This window comes from Nitratireductor sp. J20-h4 (assembly GCF_056780505.1).
This window is the reverse complement of the sequence record NZ_CM165557.1, coordinates 2,552,641-2,569,737: the sequence shown is the minus strand read 5'-3', so window position 1 is coordinate 2,569,737 and position 17,097 is coordinate 2,552,641. Positions and strand designations below refer to the sequence as shown.

General features: G+C 62.9%; 16 protein-coding genes. 12 read left to right on the top strand and 4 right to left on the bottom strand.

Annotated features, from left to right (window positions below):
* Nucleotides 1-350 precede the first annotated feature (350 nt).
* Entirely contained in the window at nucleotides 351-746 is a 396-nt protein-coding gene (locus ACT2B0_RS12490; protein WP_473465306.1) for a hypothetical protein, read from the top strand.
* Nucleotides 747-1,151: 405 nt separating this feature from the next.
* Here ACT2B0_RS12490 and ACT2B0_RS12485 read toward each other — a convergent pair whose 3' ends face one another.
* From ACT2B0_RS12485 to ACT2B0_RS12475, 3 genes are all read right to left on the bottom strand, one after another.
* Nucleotides 1,152-2,216: an acyl-CoA dehydrogenase family protein gene (locus ACT2B0_RS12485; RefSeq protein ID WP_473465303.1), complete on the bottom strand. Its 1,065-nt coding sequence runs from the start codon at nucleotides 2,214-2,216 to the stop codon at nucleotides 1,152-1,154.
* Between the two features lie 7 nt (nucleotides 2,217-2,223).
* Nucleotides 2,224-3,435, bottom strand: a complete 1,212-nt coding sequence (locus tag ACT2B0_RS12480; protein WP_473465300.1) for an acyl-CoA dehydrogenase family protein — start codon at nucleotides 3,433-3,435, stop codon at nucleotides 2,224-2,226.
* An 81-nt stretch (nucleotides 3,436-3,516) separates the two neighbouring features.
* Nucleotides 3,517-4,134: a TetR/AcrR family transcriptional regulator gene (locus tag ACT2B0_RS12475; protein WP_348294841.1), complete on the bottom strand. Its 618-nt coding sequence runs from the start codon at nucleotides 4,132-4,134 to the stop codon at nucleotides 3,517-3,519.
* 199 nt (nucleotides 4,135-4,333) lie between these two features.
* Between ACT2B0_RS12475 and ACT2B0_RS12470 the strand changes: the two genes are divergently transcribed.
* Nucleotides 4,334-5,290, top strand: coding sequence for a LysR family transcriptional regulator (locus ACT2B0_RS12470; RefSeq protein ID WP_473465298.1), 957 nt, complete (start codon nucleotides 4,334-4,336; stop codon nucleotides 5,288-5,290).
* Nucleotides 5,291-5,430: 140 nt separating this feature from the next.
* On the opposite strand, the gene ACT2B0_RS12465 is transcribed toward ACT2B0_RS12470, so the two are convergent.
* Nucleotides 5,431-7,068, bottom strand: coding sequence for an FAD-dependent monooxygenase (locus tag ACT2B0_RS12465; protein WP_473465296.1), 1,638 nt, complete (start codon nucleotides 7,066-7,068; stop codon nucleotides 5,431-5,433).
* A 245-nt stretch (nucleotides 7,069-7,313) separates the two neighbouring features.
* Here ACT2B0_RS12465 and ACT2B0_RS12460 point away from each other — a divergent pair, with 245 nt between their 5' ends.
* From ACT2B0_RS12460 to ACT2B0_RS12415, 10 genes are all read left to right on the top strand, one after another.
* Nucleotides 7,314-7,922, top strand: coding sequence for a malonic semialdehyde reductase (locus tag ACT2B0_RS12460; protein WP_473465961.1), 609 nt, complete (start codon nucleotides 7,314-7,316; stop codon nucleotides 7,920-7,922).
* A gap of 146 nt (nucleotides 7,923-8,068) precedes the next feature.
* Nucleotides 8,069-9,004: a TRAP transporter substrate-binding protein gene (locus ACT2B0_RS12455; RefSeq protein WP_473465293.1), complete on the top strand. Its 936-nt coding sequence runs from the start codon at nucleotides 8,069-8,071 to the stop codon at nucleotides 9,002-9,004.
* A 54-nt stretch (nucleotides 9,005-9,058) separates the two neighbouring features.
* Nucleotides 9,059-9,442 carry a YciI family protein gene (locus ACT2B0_RS12450; RefSeq protein ID WP_348452438.1) on the top strand — a complete coding sequence of 128 codons (384 nt, stop codon included), beginning with the start codon at nucleotides 9,059-9,061 and terminating at the stop codon, nucleotides 9,440-9,442.
* Between the two features lie 43 nt (nucleotides 9,443-9,485).
* Nucleotides 9,486-10,778: a TRAP transporter large permease gene (locus ACT2B0_RS12445; protein WP_348452436.1), complete on the top strand. Its 1,293-nt coding sequence runs from the start codon at nucleotides 9,486-9,488 to the stop codon at nucleotides 10,776-10,778.
* An 8-nt stretch (nucleotides 10,779-10,786) separates the two neighbouring features.
* Nucleotides 10,787-11,284, top strand: coding sequence for a TRAP transporter small permease (locus ACT2B0_RS12440; protein ID WP_473465289.1), 498 nt, complete (start codon nucleotides 10,787-10,789; stop codon nucleotides 11,282-11,284).
* A gap of 115 nt (nucleotides 11,285-11,399) precedes the next feature.
* Entirely contained in the window at nucleotides 11,400-12,203 is an 804-nt protein-coding gene (locus ACT2B0_RS12435) for a fumarylacetoacetate hydrolase family protein (RefSeq protein WP_473465286.1), read from the top strand.
* Nucleotides 12,204-12,242: 39 nt separating this feature from the next.
* On the top strand, nucleotides 12,243-13,208 hold the full coding sequence (locus ACT2B0_RS12430) for a VOC family protein (protein ID WP_473465283.1): 966 nt from the start codon (nucleotides 12,243-12,245) through the stop codon (nucleotides 13,206-13,208).
* A 100-nt stretch (nucleotides 13,209-13,308) separates the two neighbouring features.
* A complete protein-coding gene (locus tag ACT2B0_RS12425) occupies nucleotides 13,309-14,190 on the top strand; it encodes a beta-keto acid cleavage family enzyme (RefSeq protein WP_473465280.1) in 882 nt (293 codons plus the stop codon).
* Between the two features lie 301 nt (nucleotides 14,191-14,491).
* On the top strand, nucleotides 14,492-15,487 hold the full coding sequence (locus ACT2B0_RS12420) for a YeiH family protein (RefSeq protein ID WP_481658484.1): 996 nt from the start codon (nucleotides 14,492-14,494) through the stop codon (nucleotides 15,485-15,487).
* Between the two features lie 180 nt (nucleotides 15,488-15,667).
* Nucleotides 15,668-16,990 (top strand): acetamidase/formamidase family protein, encoded by a 1,323-nt coding sequence (locus tag ACT2B0_RS12415; protein WP_473465274.1) that lies wholly within the window; start codon nucleotides 15,668-15,670, stop codon nucleotides 16,988-16,990.
* Nucleotides 16,991-17,097 lie beyond the last annotated feature (107 nt).

Below are 17,097 nucleotides of genomic sequence, written 5' to 3'. Positions count from 1 at the left end.
GCTCATGCCGCCGTGTCCAAAACTCGCTCCGAGCCGTCCGCCAAACCCCACCGACTGTAGCCGAAAAATGTCCCAAGCGCCGCCGGTCGCCTTAATCCCCGCTGTGGTGTGGATATCCGCCGATGTTTCGCCTTGCGTCTGTTTGGAAAACTGCACCGAGTAGAGCGATGTCTTGAATTTTTGCGACCAGTCAACTATGCAGAGCCGAAAGGTTTTTTCAATAATAAAATAGTTAGAGAAAGAGATTTACATGATGATTATTGAAGTTGCAATTCTATTTTTCGAGGTTATATAGATAATATACTTGAAGAATATGTTATACGTTAGAAAGTAAGAGAAATTTAGATCAAATGCGCGAAACGAAGCCCGTTTTTCATCGCCTCTTGCCCGCGGCTTTTGCGGCGTCTTTCTTTGCCGCACTGGCCCACGCCGGGCTGGTGGCGATAGCGGCCCGCTCGATCGGCTTGGAACTGGTCTATATCGCAAGCCTCAGCTTTGTCGTGGCGCTGGTCGTCGCCTTTCTGGGCGGGGCGGTTCTGCTCGCCGCTGTCGCGGCGCTCAAGCTAAAGCCGGTCTCGTCTTTGCTGCTGTTCTTGATTGTGGTTCAGGGCGTCGCGATCATGCTGGAGATGTTCTTTTTTGAAAGCGGCCTTGACGAAATCTCCTGGCAATATGGTCTGATATCGGTCCCGACTGCTCTGATCGCCTGGCATCGGTCGGTTTATTACGTGTACACAAAGAGTTGAGGGGCCGTGCTTCTCCGAGAGCCGTTCTGCTTTTCGCGGAATCGCAGACCGACTCCAACCTATTGTCTTGACACGTTTTTTAACGGCGAACCGGCTTCCATTTCGCCTGGAAACGCCGTAGCATTACAGTTGCGGTTCTGAATTGAGACAGGCTTTGTGTGCGGCGACCTGGTGGGAGCGTCGCCAAAGCGGCCATGCGATGAATGTGCGCCGGTTGGATTTGCCGTTATGCGTGGCGGGTCGCAATGCGGCGCGCTTATGGCGCCTGCAGGCGAATTCGTCCTGGTCGGCGCGGGAAATGCGCGCGCGCGCCGGCATACCGCCCAACCGGCATGCGGATGTAATCGCAAAGAAAACGTTCTTCATGAGGGACCCTTCGTCCGGGCGGCAGAGGCGCCTTCCCCATCAACTCAATGCGATGCTGGCATCGTCGGCGACGAGGCGGGCGAGACAGCTTCGGCTGTCGCCGAAGGAAAGCCGTTCGGCGGCAAGCCGCGCAAAAAGACGCCCCGTCAGGTGTTCCTGTGTCATTCCGATCCCGCCGTGAAGCTGAACCGCGTTTTCGCCGAGGGTTTTTGCCGCAGTGTTCAGCTTGAGTTTCACCGCGTCCAGGGCCCGTGCCCGCTCCTCCTGCGGAGCGCCGAACATGCGGGTACCGTAGCTCAGCATCGCGCGGGCCGTTTCCAGTTCGACATACATGTCGACGGCCGCATGCTGCAGAACCTGGAAGGACGCCAGGGGCTGACCGAATTGTTGTCTCGTGCGCAGATACTCGACCGTCAGTTCGAGCATTTTCTCCATGCCGCCAAGCATGTCGGCGCAGGTCGCCAGCAGGCCCCTTGCACGGGCGTCGGCGATCAGCCCGGCCGCGTCGGGGCCTTCGGCCAGCAGCGCCGTATCGTCTACGGTCACCGCTTCGAGGGTCAGATCGGCGCCGGCTCCCGGTCCTGCCGGTTCGTATGGTGTGCGTTTGATGCCCTCGGCTGCGGCATCGAGCAGATACAGCGCGGGCCCGTCGTCCAGCGACGCGGACACAACGACCACATCCGCGCGGGAACCGGACGGAACCAGCGTCTTGGACCCGCTGATCACATAGCCTTTGTCCGCGCTTCGTCCGGCCGTTACCGGTGCGAGGTCGTCGAGCGCCAGGGTGACGATCCGCGCGCCCGATGCAAGATCCGGCAGGAGGGAGGCCACCATGGGATGGGACGATATCCCGGCCAGCAGCGGCATGGCGAGGACCTCGGCGCCAAGATAGGGCGTCGAAACGCCGACCCGGCCGAAGCCGTGCGCAAACAAGAGCAGTTCGGCAAGGCCGAGCCCGGCGCCGCCGTCCGCTTCGCAAAGCGTCAGACCGAGCATTCCCAGCTCCGCCAGTTGCCTCCACACGGCGTCGGGGTCGGTCGTGGCGGACAGGATGGCCTCGATGCTGTCCTGGAGCATGCGGTGTTCGTCGGTCAGCGCGTGCACGGCAGCCTCACAGGTTCAGGATCGTCTTGGCGACGATGTTCTTCTGGATTTCGTTGGAACCGCCATAGATCGAAACCTTGCGGAAATTCAGATAGTTATTCAGCGCGGCGGCGGCCGCCAGCTCTTCCTCGGCCGCAGAATAGGCGTCCGAGACATCGCCGGGCGCGCGCAGCGCCGCAGCTCCCTCGAGCTCAACCAGAAGCTCCGAGGCGCGCTGCTGAAGCTGCGACCCGCGCAATTTCAGGATCGACGACGCCGGGTCGGGCCGGTTGTCGCCCTCGCCGGCGCGCGTCAGAATCTGCATTTGCGTCATCTCCAGGGCCTTGAGTTCGATTTCAAGCCGGATCACCTCGGCGCGGAACAGGGGATCGTCCCATACGCCGTTCGCCTGCGCCCGTTGGCGGATTCGCGAGACGCGCTCCTTGGACAGGCCAATCCGTGCGATGCCGGACCGCTCGTTGGCCAGCAGGAACTTGGCGTAATCCCAACCCCGGTTTTCCTCGCCGACGAGATTTTCGGCAGGTACCCTGACGTCGGAGAAGAACACCTCGTTGACCTCGTGGCGGCCGTCGAGCGTGATGATCGGCCGCAGGTCCACGCCGGGCGTATTCATGTCGATCAGCAGGAAGGAGATGCCGCGCTGTTTCTTGGCGTCGGGATCGGTCCTCACCAGGCAGAAGATCCAGTCGGCGTACTGACCGTAGGTTGTCCAGGTTTTCTGGCCGTTGACGACATAGTCGTTGCCGTCTCGGACGGCCTGAGTTCTCAAAGAAGCCAAGTCCGAGCCGGCGTTTGGCTCCGAAAACCCCTGGCACCACCAGTCGTCGCAATTGGCGGCCCGCGGCAGGAATTTCTGCTTCTGCTCCTCGCTGCCGAAGGCGGCGATCACCGGCCCGACCATGTAGCAATTGAACTGGAGGGGCAGGGGGACGGCGTTGAACTGGAGTTCCTCTGTAAAGAGGTAGCGCTGTGTCGGGGTCCAGTCCCTCCCACCCCATTCCGCAGGCCAATGCGGCACTGCAAGACCGTGCGAATTCAGGATGCGTTGCGAGGTGACGATGTCGTCCTTTGCGAGCGGTCGCCCCGCGCTCACTTTCGCCCGGATTTCGGTGGGTATTTCGGCTTGGAAGAAGGCGCGCATGCGGGACCGGAATTCGCGATCCTCTGGTGAGAGATGCGTATCCGCGGAAGCTGACTTGTCCGTTCGCCGGGCGTGCATGGGGTCGAATTTCCATATTATATACCGTCCAGCCGGTAATAAAAAAACCCGACCTGCGAGTCAACGCTTGTTCCTGTTTGCCTAGTCCTTCGCGATGCCGTCGAGGATCGTGCTTGCGTAGCTCCTGGCGATCTCGGGCGCAGACTGCGGCCCGTCCGGGCGGAACCAGCGGGCCATCCAATTCAGCATTCCAAGAATGCCGCGAGCGAATGTCGGTATGTCGGCGACGACAAACGCCTTGTCGCGCACCCCTTCCTCCAGAAGCTTTTCGAGCAATCGCGTGTAGGCTTTCCTGGCGGCGAGTTGTTCGGGCGTATAGTTCGCCATTTCGCCGCCACCGCGGCCGAAGAAGCTCGCGCGGAATCGATCGCCGTGATCGGAGAAATAGGCGGCGTGGGCCGACATGAAGCCGATCAGTTTTGATCGATGATCGGGTTCGGCAGCAATTGCCGTGGCAGCGGTTTGGTAGAGATCTTCAAGCGTGTCGAGTACAATGGTTTCGAACAAGGCCTGTTTGGTCGGAAAGTAGTGGTAGAGGCCGGCCTTGGTTACTCCGACCGATTTGGCGACATCCTGAAGCGAGGTGGTGTCGTAGCCCTTCTCCGCGATCAGTGACGCTGCCGCATCGCAGATGGTGCGGACCGGGTCCTTGATCGTCGGGGGGCGCCCCGGGCCGACGCGGCTTTCTCGCTTCTTCATCGGCACGTTTGCTACCTCATGCAAAAGACCCGGGCAATCGCGCGCTTCCGGTTCCCCACCGCCAATACATCTTGTTCAGTTCCGAAGCGGCCTGCTTGTGAGCCGCCCATTGGCCGACTCTCACTCCGTCGTTGACAGGGTTTGGTGAAATTACATAACTCTTTGATTATGAAATTCTACAACCTGAAGGATTTTTATTATGTCAGGTCGACGCAGCCGGTTCACCCTTCGTCAGATCGAGGTCCTCGTGGCAGTTGCCGACCACGCAAGCATCACGCATGCGGCCGAATGGCTACTTGTCTCCCAGCCCGCAGTCACACGCACGATCCAGGAGATCGAGAACGAGGTCGGGGCGCCTTTGTTCGACCGCGTCCCGCGCGGCATGATCCCGACGGTCTTCGGCGAAAGCATGATCCGGCACGCGAAGGCGGTTCTGGCCGAACTGCGCCATGCCGGTGAGGAAATCGAGTCTCTCAAGGGCAACGAAAAAGGCGTTGTCCGGGTCGGGACGGCGCCGCTGGGCGCGCCTGTGCTTCTGCCGACCGTCGCTTCGCGACTCATCGCCAAGCATCCGGGGCTTCGCGTTGAAATCTTCGAGGAGAACTTCACCGGCCTGATCAGCACGTTGCGCACCGGCGGGCTGGATCTGGTCGTCGGCCCGGCGCCGGAGGACGCGCTGGATCCCGTCCTTCAGTGTTCGACGCTGTTTACCGACGAACTGGTTATCGTTGCCAGCAAGAACCATCCCCTTGCGGGGGAGAAGGACGTCCCGATATCGAGGATCGCCAACGAGAACTGGGTGATGCCGCCGCACAACAACCGCCCGTGGCGCAGGCTGGAAAGCCGCTTCCTGCTGGAAGGGGTCTCGATGCCGCCGCATGCGATCCTGAGCTCCTCGATCGCCGTGGTGCGATCCGTGCTGATGCAGGGCAACTGGCTGACGGTCTATCCGCGACTGATCGTTCACAACGACCTGCGCGACGGCACTCTCGCGGAAGTCGCGCTCGCCGGCGAGCCGATGGAATGGGATGTCGTCGTCTATTCCCGCTCGACCGCCGCGCGATCGCCCGCGGCGCGCGCCATGATGGCCGAGCTTGAGGCGTTCAGCCCGGGCGTGGACCTCTGGCGCCGCTCCTCCTTAACTGGAAGCGTTTGACCTTGGTCTTTCCCGTGCTGGGCGGCGTCGCGCCCGGCTCACGGCGCCCGCACCGCCTCGCCACGCGCTCCTGGCCAGACCGCGAAATCCCGGCGGTCAAACGATCCCAGCTAAACAAAATCGGTTTTAATGTTTCCGGTTCAGGCGGGGACCGGCGCGAAACCGAGCGCCTGGGCGAAGACCGATCTCCAGTCCCGGTCGCCAGTGTCCGCGCGCCAAGCGACGTGCCCGTCGGGGCGAACCAGCGTGAACGCCCTGGTGAACAGGCCCTCCGCTTTGTCGGGCGCAAGCCGCAGCACCTGGAAGGGTATCGACATGTCGGCGGCGATCCGCGCTGCCTCTGGCGCGTCCGCGTCGCCGACGCAGACCAGCGTCATTCCTGACCAGAACATGTCGATGGTCGAAACAGTCGGCTCCACCCAGAGATGTGGCGCGCGGCCGCCCGGCGCGTCGGAGGGGGTGTAGCCGTCGCTCTGGATGGCGTCCGTCTCGTCATCCGCGCCCGCCACGAGGGGCGAGTCGGTGTAGCGATATCCCAGAACCGTGCCTTCCTGCTCGTATTCCTTCTCGTAGCCGCCGGTCACGACGATGTCATTGATGCGCTTGCGGAATGCACGGCCTTCCTCGCTGTCTTCGAAGATCGCCGGGCTGCCGGGCAGGGCGCGGAGCTTGCCGAAATTGTCGCCGGCCTCGGCGACGTTCTTTGCCGCGATCGGCCGGCGTTCGGCGTCGTAGCTGTCGAGCAGGTCCGGTCCTCCCCATCCCTGGATGGTGGCGGCGAGTTTCCAGGACAGGTCCACAGCGTCCCCGAGCCCGGTATTCATTCCGAGGCCACCGGTCGGCGACATCACATGCGCGGCGTCGCCCGCGATGAACACACGACCCTTGCGGTAGCTGTCGGCGACGAGTTGGCGGCGCACCCAGGGAAGGATCGCGTGGAGTTCGAACTCGATCGGCCGTCCGACCGCCTTGTCGATCAGCGCCCGGGCCTCTGCCTCCTCGATGGTATCGCGATCCTTCGGCAGCGCGATCGATAGCCGCCACATGACGCGACCGTCGACGCTGACCACCAGGCCCCAGTACCCGTTTTCGCCGAGCAGCCAGTTGGCCCAGGCAAAACCCTTGTCATGCTGCGACACAAGATCGGGCGTTGAGAAGATCAGGTTGACGTTGCGGCTCAATTGCCCCGGTCCGTTCATCGCGATGCCGGTCGCCGCCCGGATGCCGCTTTCGGCCCCGTCGCAGCCAACCAGATACTCGCAATCGATCGCGTATTCGGCGCCGGTTCGCAGGTCGCGCAGCCGCGCGGTCACGAAATCACCGTTGTCGATGAAGCCGAGGCAGTCTGTCTCGTGGACCAGGGTGATCTCGGGCAGCGAGCTGGCCTTTTCGATCAGCAACGGATCGTAATCCATCTGCGAGATGCGCCGGCTGCCTTCCGGCGTGTAGGGCAGTTCGCCGCGTTCGTCATAGGAGGGATAGCTGAACCGGGCGAGTTCGTAGCCGCACAGGGAGGTGCAGAACAGCACATCCTGCGGCAGGTTGCCGGGGCAGCCGATCGCACGCGCCTGATCGGCGATCCCCCACCGCCGCGAGAACTCCATCGAGCGGGCATTGACCATGTTCATTTTGGGAAGGCCGATGGTCGGCTTCCGCCTTTCAACCAGCACCGTGCGGATGCCGCGCAACGCGAGATCGACGCCAAGGGCAAGGCCGACCGGACCGCCTCCGACTATGAGAACCGCCGGTTTGTCTTTCGATGCCTCGCGTTTGGACATGCCTTTTCCTCGCCTGCGCAATTTCAATCACGGGGGCATCAAGGTTGGCTGGCGGCATGTGGTCAAATGCGGAATTGCAGAGTTTCGATGCATCATGAGTTATGGCATCGAGAGAATCGCGCAAAGCATGCCTTTTACATTATGCATTTCCTCATTTTTTGCATCAGACAGCATGGGTGATTGATGGTTTGCTTGCCTTCCCGTCGCGGCGTCATCGGCTTCGGGACGTCCGAGGGAGATTGTCGATGAATGATGCTGCTGTGCGCGTTGAAGGGTCCGGCGAGGACGCGGTTCACCGGATATTCAATCTGTCGCGTACGCATAATGCCTGGCTGGACAAGCCCGTGGACGAGGAGCGCCTGCGGGAAGCGGTAGCCATGGCGTCGATGGGGCCGACCAGCGCGAATTGCCAGCCGATGCGGATCGTTTTTGTGCGCAGCGAGGATGGCAAGGAGCGGCTGTTGAAGGCCGTTTCGCCGGGAAACTTCGAAAAGGTGCGTACAGCTCCGGTTACGGCGATCCTTGGTTACGACCTGGAGTTCTACGAGAAACTGCCGCGGCTGTTCCCGCATCGCGACGCGCGCTCGGGATTTCTCGGCAAGGACGACCATATCCGTACGACTGCTTTCCGAAACGCCACCCTGCAGGCCGGCTACTTCATCCTCGCACTGCGGGCGGTCGGGCTGGATTGCGGGCCGCTGTCCGGTTTTTCGAACGAGACTGTCGATGCCGAGTTCTTCCCGGACGGGCGGATAAGGTCGAATTTCCTTTGCAATGTCGGACACGGCGATAAGTCCAGCCTGTTTGGCCGGCTGCCGCGTCTGGCCTTTGAGGAGGTCTGCACTTACGCATGAGAGCGCCCGAAGCCGCCTGGCCCGCGTTGACGACATTCGATGATTTCAATGGGAGGAAGCCGATGAAAGCTAGAAGCAGACTGATTTGCGCCGCCGCGGGCATCGCTTTGTGCGTCGCTGCGCCAGCCGCCGCAGAGACAATGAAGATGAAGGTCGCAGCGCTCGGCACGGCCGACAATCCGATCAACAAGTGCGCGCCCGTGGCGATCGCCGAGGAAATTGCCGCGCGGTCTGACGGCCGCATCACGGCGGAAATGTATCTTGGCGGTACGGCCTTTGCTAACCCGACCAAGCTTTATGAGCAGGTCGAGCGTGGCATAACCGACTACACCTGGGCTGTTTTGTCCTACACGCCGGGCCGCTTCGGGCTGACCGAGATCGCCGGCCTGCCGCTGCTCGTCAGCGACCAGGTAGTCGCCGCCCGGGTTCTCAACGAGAATCTGGAAAAATATCTCGCCGACGAGTTCAAGGGCGTTCACGTTCTTGCCCTGGCGGTGATTTCTCCGAACCAGTTGCACCTTCGCCAGCCGGTCGCGACCATCGATGAACTCAAGGGAAAACGCATCCGCACGGCGTCCGGCGTGATCGCGGACGCAGTCAATGCGATGGGCGCCGATGCCGTGTCGATGCCGGTGACGGAGCAGTACGAGTCGCTGCAGCGCGGCGTCATCGACGGTTCGCTTGCGCCGATGGCGACGGTCGCCGCCTTCCGGCTCGCCGAAGTCACCAAGGCGCATGTCACCGTCAATCTCGGCACGACGCTCGGTGTCCTGGCGCTCAGCAACAAGTTCTACGACAGCCTGCCGGACGATCTGAAGACGATGATCGATACCGAATTCAGCGGACCGGAAATCGGCGCCCGCATCTCCGATTGCTGGAACAAGGTCGGCAATCGCGCCCGCACCCTGATCGAGGAGGCAGGAAACGAGGTCGTCGATCTCGATGCCGGCGAACAGGCGAAAATGGAAGCCCTTGTAAAACCGGTCGTCGAGGAGGCGCTCGCGGAGCTCGAGGCATCGGGCAAGCCCGCGCGCGGATTCTACGAGACCCTGAAGAACGAAATCGCCGCCGCTTCCCGCTGAGTGTGGCCGGGGCGTCTTGCGGGCGCTTCGGGACAAACCGAAAGACATGATCCGATGACAGACGATCTAGCAAGCCTGCGCGGCAAGCTGTTGCGCAAGCAGTACTACGCCATATTCATGGAGCCGCCGGCACCTTTCGACGATCCGATCGCGAGTTTCGGCGACGTGCTGCGGGAGCATCTCATATTCCTGAACGATCTTGAGAAGCGCGGCATTCTGTTCGCCAGCGGGCCGTTCCGCGACGAGGCGAGCGCCTGGGGCGGCGACGGGATGGCGTTGATCCGGGCGGCCTCGCTCGAGGAGGCGGAAGCCATCGCCCAGGCGGAGCCGTTCCAGAAAGCCGGGATCCGACAGAACCGCGTCCGGCCATGGCAGTTGAACGAGGGTGGGTTTTCCATCAGTGTCCGTCTCATGGACAAAGAATTCGAGCTGGCATGAACCGCTCAGTGGCGTTTGAGGCCGGGTCGAAGTGATGTCTTCCATGGCTATCAGCATTCTCATCGTGTTCGCCATGCTCGGGCTGATCGCGATCCGGTTCCCGATCGGGCTCTCGCTTGGCGTTTCGGGGTTCGTGGGCGTCTGGGTCCTGCTCGGTCTGGACACGGCGGTCTACGCCTTGCAGACCGGTCCGGTGGAGGCCCTGTCGAGCGCGACGCTTTCGGTTTTGCCGCTCTTCATCCTGATGGGGCTGATCTCGGTGCGCATCGGTTTCTCGACCAGCCTGTTCAGCGCCGCCAATGCGTTCGTCGGACACAGGCGGGGCGGCCTTGCCATTGCCAGCGTGATGTCGTGTGCCGGCTTCGGCGCGGTGTGCGGCTCCTCGCTCGCCACCGTCGCGACCATGGCCAAGGTCGCCGTGCCGGAAATGCTGCGTTTCGACTATTCGCCGAAACTCGCGGCCGGCTCGATCGCCGCTGGCGGGACGCTCGGCATCCTGATCCCGCCGTCCTTGCCGATGATCGTCTATGCGGTGCTTACCGAGAATTCCATCGGCCAGCTCTTCGCGGCAGGTTTCCTGCCGGGCATCGTCGCGACGGGCCTTTACATGGCCGCGGTCACGATCTGGATGCGGTTTTCCCCGCAGATGGGGCCGGCCGGCCCGCGCACCGCCTGGCGGGAGCGCTTTCGCGCGCTTTCGCGCATCTGGGGCGTGCTGGCGATCTTCACGGTGGTCATGGGCGGCATTCTGCTCGGCCTCTTCTCGCCCACGGAAGGCGCAGCCGTCGGATCCGCCGCGGCGATCGTGCTCGGCGCGCTGCAGCGCAAGCTTACGGTCTCCGGCCTCGTCGAAAGCGTTCTGGATACAATCCGCGTGTGCGGTATGATCTTGTTCGTCGTCGCCGGCGCGTCGATCTTCGACTATTTCATGCAGGCCTCGCAGATGGGCCCCCGGCTCGCCGACTTCTTCACCGGGCTGGACATCCCGGCGTTCTGGGTTATGGCGATGATCGTCGCGGTCCTGATCCTTTTCGGCATGTTCCTCGACACGATGGCGATTCTGTTCATCCTGACGCCGGTGATCTACCCGATCGTGATCGGCCTCGGATACGACCCGATCTGGTTCGGCATCATCATGATCATGCTCGTCGAAATCGGGCTGATTACGCCGCCGATCGGAATCAACATCTTCGTGGTGGCCAAGATGGTGCCGCAGGTGACGACCTGGGGCGCGTTTCAGGGCGTCACGCCCTTCATCATCGCCGATATCGTCCGGATCGCGTTGTTCCTGATCTTTCCGGGGCTCGTCCTGTTCCTGCCTGGCCTTCTCCAATAGGTGAAACGATGACAGCGGATATCATGTCCAGCCTTCCAAGAAGTCTCCAGATCGTGATCCGCGTGATGGCGCTGATCGCCGGCGCCTTTCTGCTGCTGCTGATGGCGCTGACCGTGATCGACATCACGGCACGCTCGATCGGGCTGTTCTCCATCTACGGCATAATCGAGGTCAGTCAGGGCACGCTGCTGCTGATTGCCTGTTTCGGGCAGCCCTGGGTGTTCGCGACGCACGGACACATCGTCGTTGATCTTCTCAGCTCCTGGCTGCCGGCGCGGACCACGCGCCTCCTCGATGCGGCCGGCTACTTCTTCGCCGGCCTCGCGCTGCTGGTGCTTGGCTGGTATGTCGCGCTCGGTGGGTGGGAGATGCATCAGGTTGGCGAGCGGTCGCAGACACTGGGCCTTTCGCCACTGCTGTTCCGGCTTCCGGCCGCGTTCGGCCTCTTTGTGTCCGCGATCAGCGCCATCGTCGTCGCGGCAAGGCTGCGTCGGGTGCCGACATAACGCCTGTGTTATGTCCGCGTCGCTGTTTTGTATTCTTCTTTATCTCAACCCCTTTGTATTGTTCGGCACGCGCATCGGCGAATGACCGGCGCCGGTTCGATGAGGGGAGATACAATTGGCGATTTCGAGGATTGAGTGTGCCGGAGATCCTGTCTGGGTTCGCTTCGACGACGGCGGCAATCCGAAGACGGACGCGCGGTCCATGTCCGCCACGCTGGCCGGCCTGCTCGCCGATCCTCAGCCCGCGAACTTGCGCGGCGACCGGACGCTCGCTCCGCTTGAAGCGTCCGCCCGTATCATCTGCATCGGCCTGAATTATCGCGCGCACGCTGAAGAGTCCGGCATCGCGGTGCCATCGCATCCCGTCGTTTTCTTCCGCACCCGCGAAAGCCTGGTCGGGCCGGAAGAGGCGATGGTGCTGCCGGCTGAATCGGAGCGTTTCGACTGGGAAGGCGAGCTTGGCGTCGTGATCGGCAAGGCCGGGCGGCGCATCGCCGCTGACAACGCGATGGAGCACGTCCTCGGCTATTGCTGCGTGAACGATGGCAGCCTGCGCGATTGGCAGAAGCATACGAGCCAGTTTTCTCCGGGCAAGAATTTCGACAGGTCCGGCTCGATCGGTCCGTGGGTCGTCGAGGCGCACGATGCAGGCGATGCGGCCGCGATGCGCCTCAGGACGGTGCTCAACGGCGAGACGGTCCAGGACAGCGGCGTTGACGACCTGATCTTCCCGGTTCCCGCGCTCATCGCCTATGTCTCCGGCTTCATGGAACTGAAGACCGGCGACGTGATCGCCACTGGCACGCCGTCCGGTGTCGGCGGCGCCCGCAAGCCACCGCGCTTCATGACCGAGGGCGACGATATCTCAGTCGAGATTTCCGGCGTCGGAACCTTGAGTAATCGCATCGTCAGGGGCTGAGGCGCGGACAACTCGGCTGGTCGACTGGGAGGAAGCGCCATGGGCATCGCCGCACTTGGATATGTCGGGGTCGGAACGGAGCGGCTGGAGGACTGGAACCGGTTCTCCACCGGGATTCTCGGCATGCAGCGGGTCGACCGGGCGCGCGGCGTGTCCGCGTTTCGAATGGATGACCGGAAGCAGAGGTTGATCGTCGATTCACGACCCGACGCCGCGTCGTTCGTCGGCTGGGAAGTGGTGCGCAGGGACGATCTCGACCTGCTGGGCGCGCGGCTGGAGGCAAACGGATTCGAGGTTTCGCGCGGGTCGCGCGCGCTGGCGGACGAGCGCTTCGTCACCGATTTGATTGCGTTCAGGGATCCGGCCGGGAATTCCGTCGAGGTATTCTGGAAGCCGCAGATCGATACCGAACCGTTCGTGCCGGGCCGCCCGATCACTGGCTTCAAGACGGGGCCGCTGGGGATGGGGCACGCGGTTTTTCACGTCGTCGACATTGCGCCGATGATCGCCTTTTACCGCGACCTTCTCGGTTTTGCGGTCACCGACTACGCGCACCATCCCAACAAGCTCTATTTTTTCCACATAAATGGACGGCACCACAGTTTCGCGATGGTCGAGACCGGCCGCACCGGCTTCCATCACCTTATGCTCGAACTCTTCAGCCTCGACGATGTCGGCCAGGGCTACGACCTGGCCCAGGAAGCCGAGGTCGTTGCTTACACGCTGGGCCGCCATTCCAACGACTGGATGACCTCGTTCTATTCGCGCTCCCCGTCTGGCTTCTTCGTCGAGTACGGCTGGGGCGCGCGTGTGATCGACCCGGAAATCTGGAAGGCGCACGAGACCTTCGACGGCCCCAGTTACTGGGGGCACGAGCGTCTCTACCTGCCCGACGAGGTGCGGCGAGAAATGCGCTCCATGGCAATGGACGCCGCCAGCCGTGGATTGCGCAGCGGCGAGCCGATCAACTGCCCGTGGCTGGACAGCGTGATCGCGCAGGAATGACGCCCGCAAGACGATGTCACGACAAATGTTTCATTTGATGCGTCCCGGCCAGGGTCGGATGGCCCTGCGGCGCGAACGATGAATGATCTGGGAGGATAGAATGAGTTCCGTATTCCTGACGTGCGCGATAACGGGCAATTTCACGACCCGCGCGCAGAATCCGAACCTCCCGATCACGCCGGAGGAGATCGCGACAGCCTGCCTCGATGCGGCAAAAGCCGGCGCGACCATCGTCCATATCCATGTCCGCGATCCGGAGACGGAGAAACCATCGATGGAAGTCGATCTCTATCGTCAGGTCGTGGAACGCATCCGCAATGAGAACAGGACCCTGATCATCAATCTCACCTGCGGTCCAGGCGGGCGCTACCATCCGTCCGATGCGGATCCCGCAGTCGCCGGGCCGCGTACCAATCTCGTTCGTCCGGAGCGGCGGGTGGAGCATGTGGTCGCGCTGCGACCGGACATCGCCACGCTCGACCTGAACACCATGGTGTTCGGCAATGAGGTCGTCATCAATACGCTCGACTCTATCCGCGTCATGGCTGCGGCCATGTATGACGCGGGTATCCGGCCGGAACTGGAACTGTTCGATTCCGGCGACATTGCGATCCTCAACGCGCTTGTGCGCCAGGGCACGATCCAGCCAGATCCGCTGTGCTCGATTGTGATGGGCGTGAACTACGGCTTCGTTCCGTCGCCGGAAACATTGCTCTATGCGCGCAACCAGTTGCCGGCCGGGTCGCATTGGACGGGATTTGCCACCAGCCGCTGGGCGTTTCCAATGGTCGCGCAGACGGTTGTCGCCGGCGGCCATGCCCGCATCGGCATGGAGGATGCGGTTTATCTGAGCCGCGGCCAGATGGCGCCCGACAATGCGGCGATGGTCGAGAAGGCGCGACGGATCGTCGACGACGTCGGTTTCAAGGTGGCGAGTTGCGAGGAGGCACGTGACATGCTGGGGCTGCGATCGAGCAACTGATCCCTGGATAGGCATCTGAACAGGGAGACCAGAGCGAAGTGACGGATCGCACCTACCCCAAGAATAGATTTGAGCATCGTCGGCGCTTTTCCGTCGTTGCTCCGGTTTTCCTGGCTGTTTTGCCCGGAGTCTTACTCAAGGTCAGCATAGAGAATATGGCGACATTTCTCCGGCGGACTGACGCTCGCCCTTTGGATTGAGCGAAACAGTGGAAACCAGCGATAGCGGCGAACCCGTGCGCAGCCGGGTCGGCAGTGAGGTTCCGGTCGAGGAAACGGCAAGTCTCGTCGAAAGAGATCGTCTGAATTGCGGAGTGCGCGGTCTTGCGCACGGCATCGTCATTTGTGGTCTGGTCGCGCTCGCCGCTCGGTTCTTGTCAGACCACTATGGAGTGCCGGCCATGCTGATGGCCCTGCTGCTCGGCATGACGATACGTCCCGTCGCCTCCGAAAGCCGGAGAGCGGCGCCTGGCATCGACTTTGCCTCGAAGAGAATTCTCCGGATCGGCGTTGCACTTCTCGGTGCGCGGATCAGCTTCGAGGTGTTTAACGAGCTCGGTTGGGGCGTCGTCGTCCTTGTCGTCTGTGCGCTGATCGCAACGCTCTTCTTCGGATATTTCGGCGCGCGCGCGCTCGGCCGCGGCTGGAGGCTCGCCATACTTACGAGTGGTGCGGTCGCGATATGCGGCGCATCCGCTGCAATGGCAATCTCAGCCATACTGCCACGGAACGAGTTCTCGGAGCGGAACCTCGGGTTCACTGTATTCGGCGTCACGCTGCTCAGCACGGTTGCCATGGTGGTGTATCCGATCATTACCCAATCGCTTGGTATGGATCCGCTGGCTTCAGGCGTCTTCCTTGGTGGGACGATCCATGATGTCGCCCAGGTCGTTGGGGCCGGCTTCTCGATTTCGGACAGTGTTGGCGAGACAGCTACCACGGTCAAGCTGATCCGCGTGTCCATGCTCGCTCCCTTCGTTTTGATCCTTACGTTGGTCTTGCGGATACTCAGAATTCAGCAGCATAGCGACGCAAACAAGCCTCCGATAATTCCCGGGTTCGTGGCGGTGTTTGTTGTTCTCGCCATATGCAATTCGTTCGGCCTTATTCCCGGTTGGCTGCAAGCCTTATTCTGGGACATCGCCCGTTGGGCGATGTTGGCGGCGATCGCGGCGGTAGGGTTCAAAACCGATCTTAAGCGGATTCTTGACATTCCACCCCAATCCGTCGTGCTGATCGTGGGTGAAACGATGTTCATTGCAGTTTTTGTGATACTTGGACTGCAGCTTGTTTTATGATGTTGTCTTGTCCGGGCGCCACCTCACCTCCTTCCATGGCCCATCGGGCAGGCGCGACTGCGCGCTGGTCAGACGCCGGCGGTGCGCCTAGCCTGTCGTCACGCAGGGCGGGACGCCGGAACGCGCCGGACGTTCCCGCCGGAGCGGTGATCCACGCGCATGAGAGGAGCCATCCAGACCATGAACAAACCAGCGGACATTTCCGCCGCGCCGCGGCGCAGCGTCGTCGTTCAGGGGTTCACCAACAGCGTGCTCGATCCGGACGCGCCGATGCTCGGCCCGGTCGAGAACGGCGGCACCATCATCGCCAACACCGCGCCCGGCTGCTGGGGGCCGATGATCACGCCGCGCCTGCGCGGCGGCCACGAGGTGACGCAGCCGGTCCATGTCGACGGGGCCGAGCCCGGCGACGGCATCGCGATCCGCATCCGCGACATCACCGTGACCGCGCTCGCCACGGCGTCGGGCCACGATTCCTCGCCGGAAGGGTTCTGCCTCGGCGATCCCTATGTCGCGGCGCGCTGCCCGACCTGCGACGCGCTGTGGCCGGAAACCCATCTCGAGGGGATCGGCCAGGACGCGGTCAAGTGCGACCGCTGCGGCAACGCGGTCAAACCGTTCGAGATCGTGCACGGTTACACGGTCGTGTTCGACGAGACGCGCCAGGTCGGCGTCACGGTGCCGAAGGCGGCGGCCGAGACGATCGCGCGCAACGCCCATCACTACGCCGCGCTGCCCGACCGCTCGGTGCAGCATCCGATCCTCGCCTTCGCGCCGTCGGACATGGCCGGCGTGATGGTGCGCATGCGGCCCTTCCTCGGCCAGCTTGGCACCACGCCGTCGCACGCTCTGCCGGATTCGCACAATGCGGGCGATTTCGGCGCCTTCCTGGTCGGCGCGCCGCACGACTATGCGATCACGGCCGAGCAACTGGCGGCCCACAAGACCGACGGCCACATGGATATCGATGCCGTGCGGCCGGGCGCGATCCTGATCGCGCCGGTCAAGGTGAAGGGGGCCGGCGTCTATATGGGCGACATGCACGCCGCCCAGGGCGACGGCGAGATCGCCAGCCACACGATGGACGTCGCCGGCAGCGTGACGCTGCAGGTCGAGGTGGTGAAGGAGTATCCGATCGACGGGCCGGTGCTGTTTCCGCTGCTGGAGGACCTGCCGCCGCTGGCGCGGCCGTTCAGCGCCGACGAGCGCGCCCGCGCGCTGCGGCTGGCCAAGGGGTGGGGCATGGATACGGTCGAGGAGCTGGCGCCGGTTTCCGTGATCGGGACGGCGGCCGACATGAACGCGGCGATCGACAACGGGCTGCAGCGGGCGGCGACGCTGCTCGGCCTGAGCGTTGCCGAGGTGCGCAACCGGGCAACGATCAACGGCGCGATCGAGATCGGCCGCGCGCCCGGCGTCATCCAGGTCACCTTGCTCGCCCCGCTGGCCCGGCTCGACGCCGTCGGCCTCGGCGACTACGCGCGCGAGCAGTACAATCTGTGAAGCCGGCCCCGGCGGCGCGGGTCGCATCGCGCGGCCGGCGCGCCGGCGCCATGGCTCGACTGTCCGGGCAGGCGCGTCGGGGTGACCGCGCCCCAGCCGGACGATCG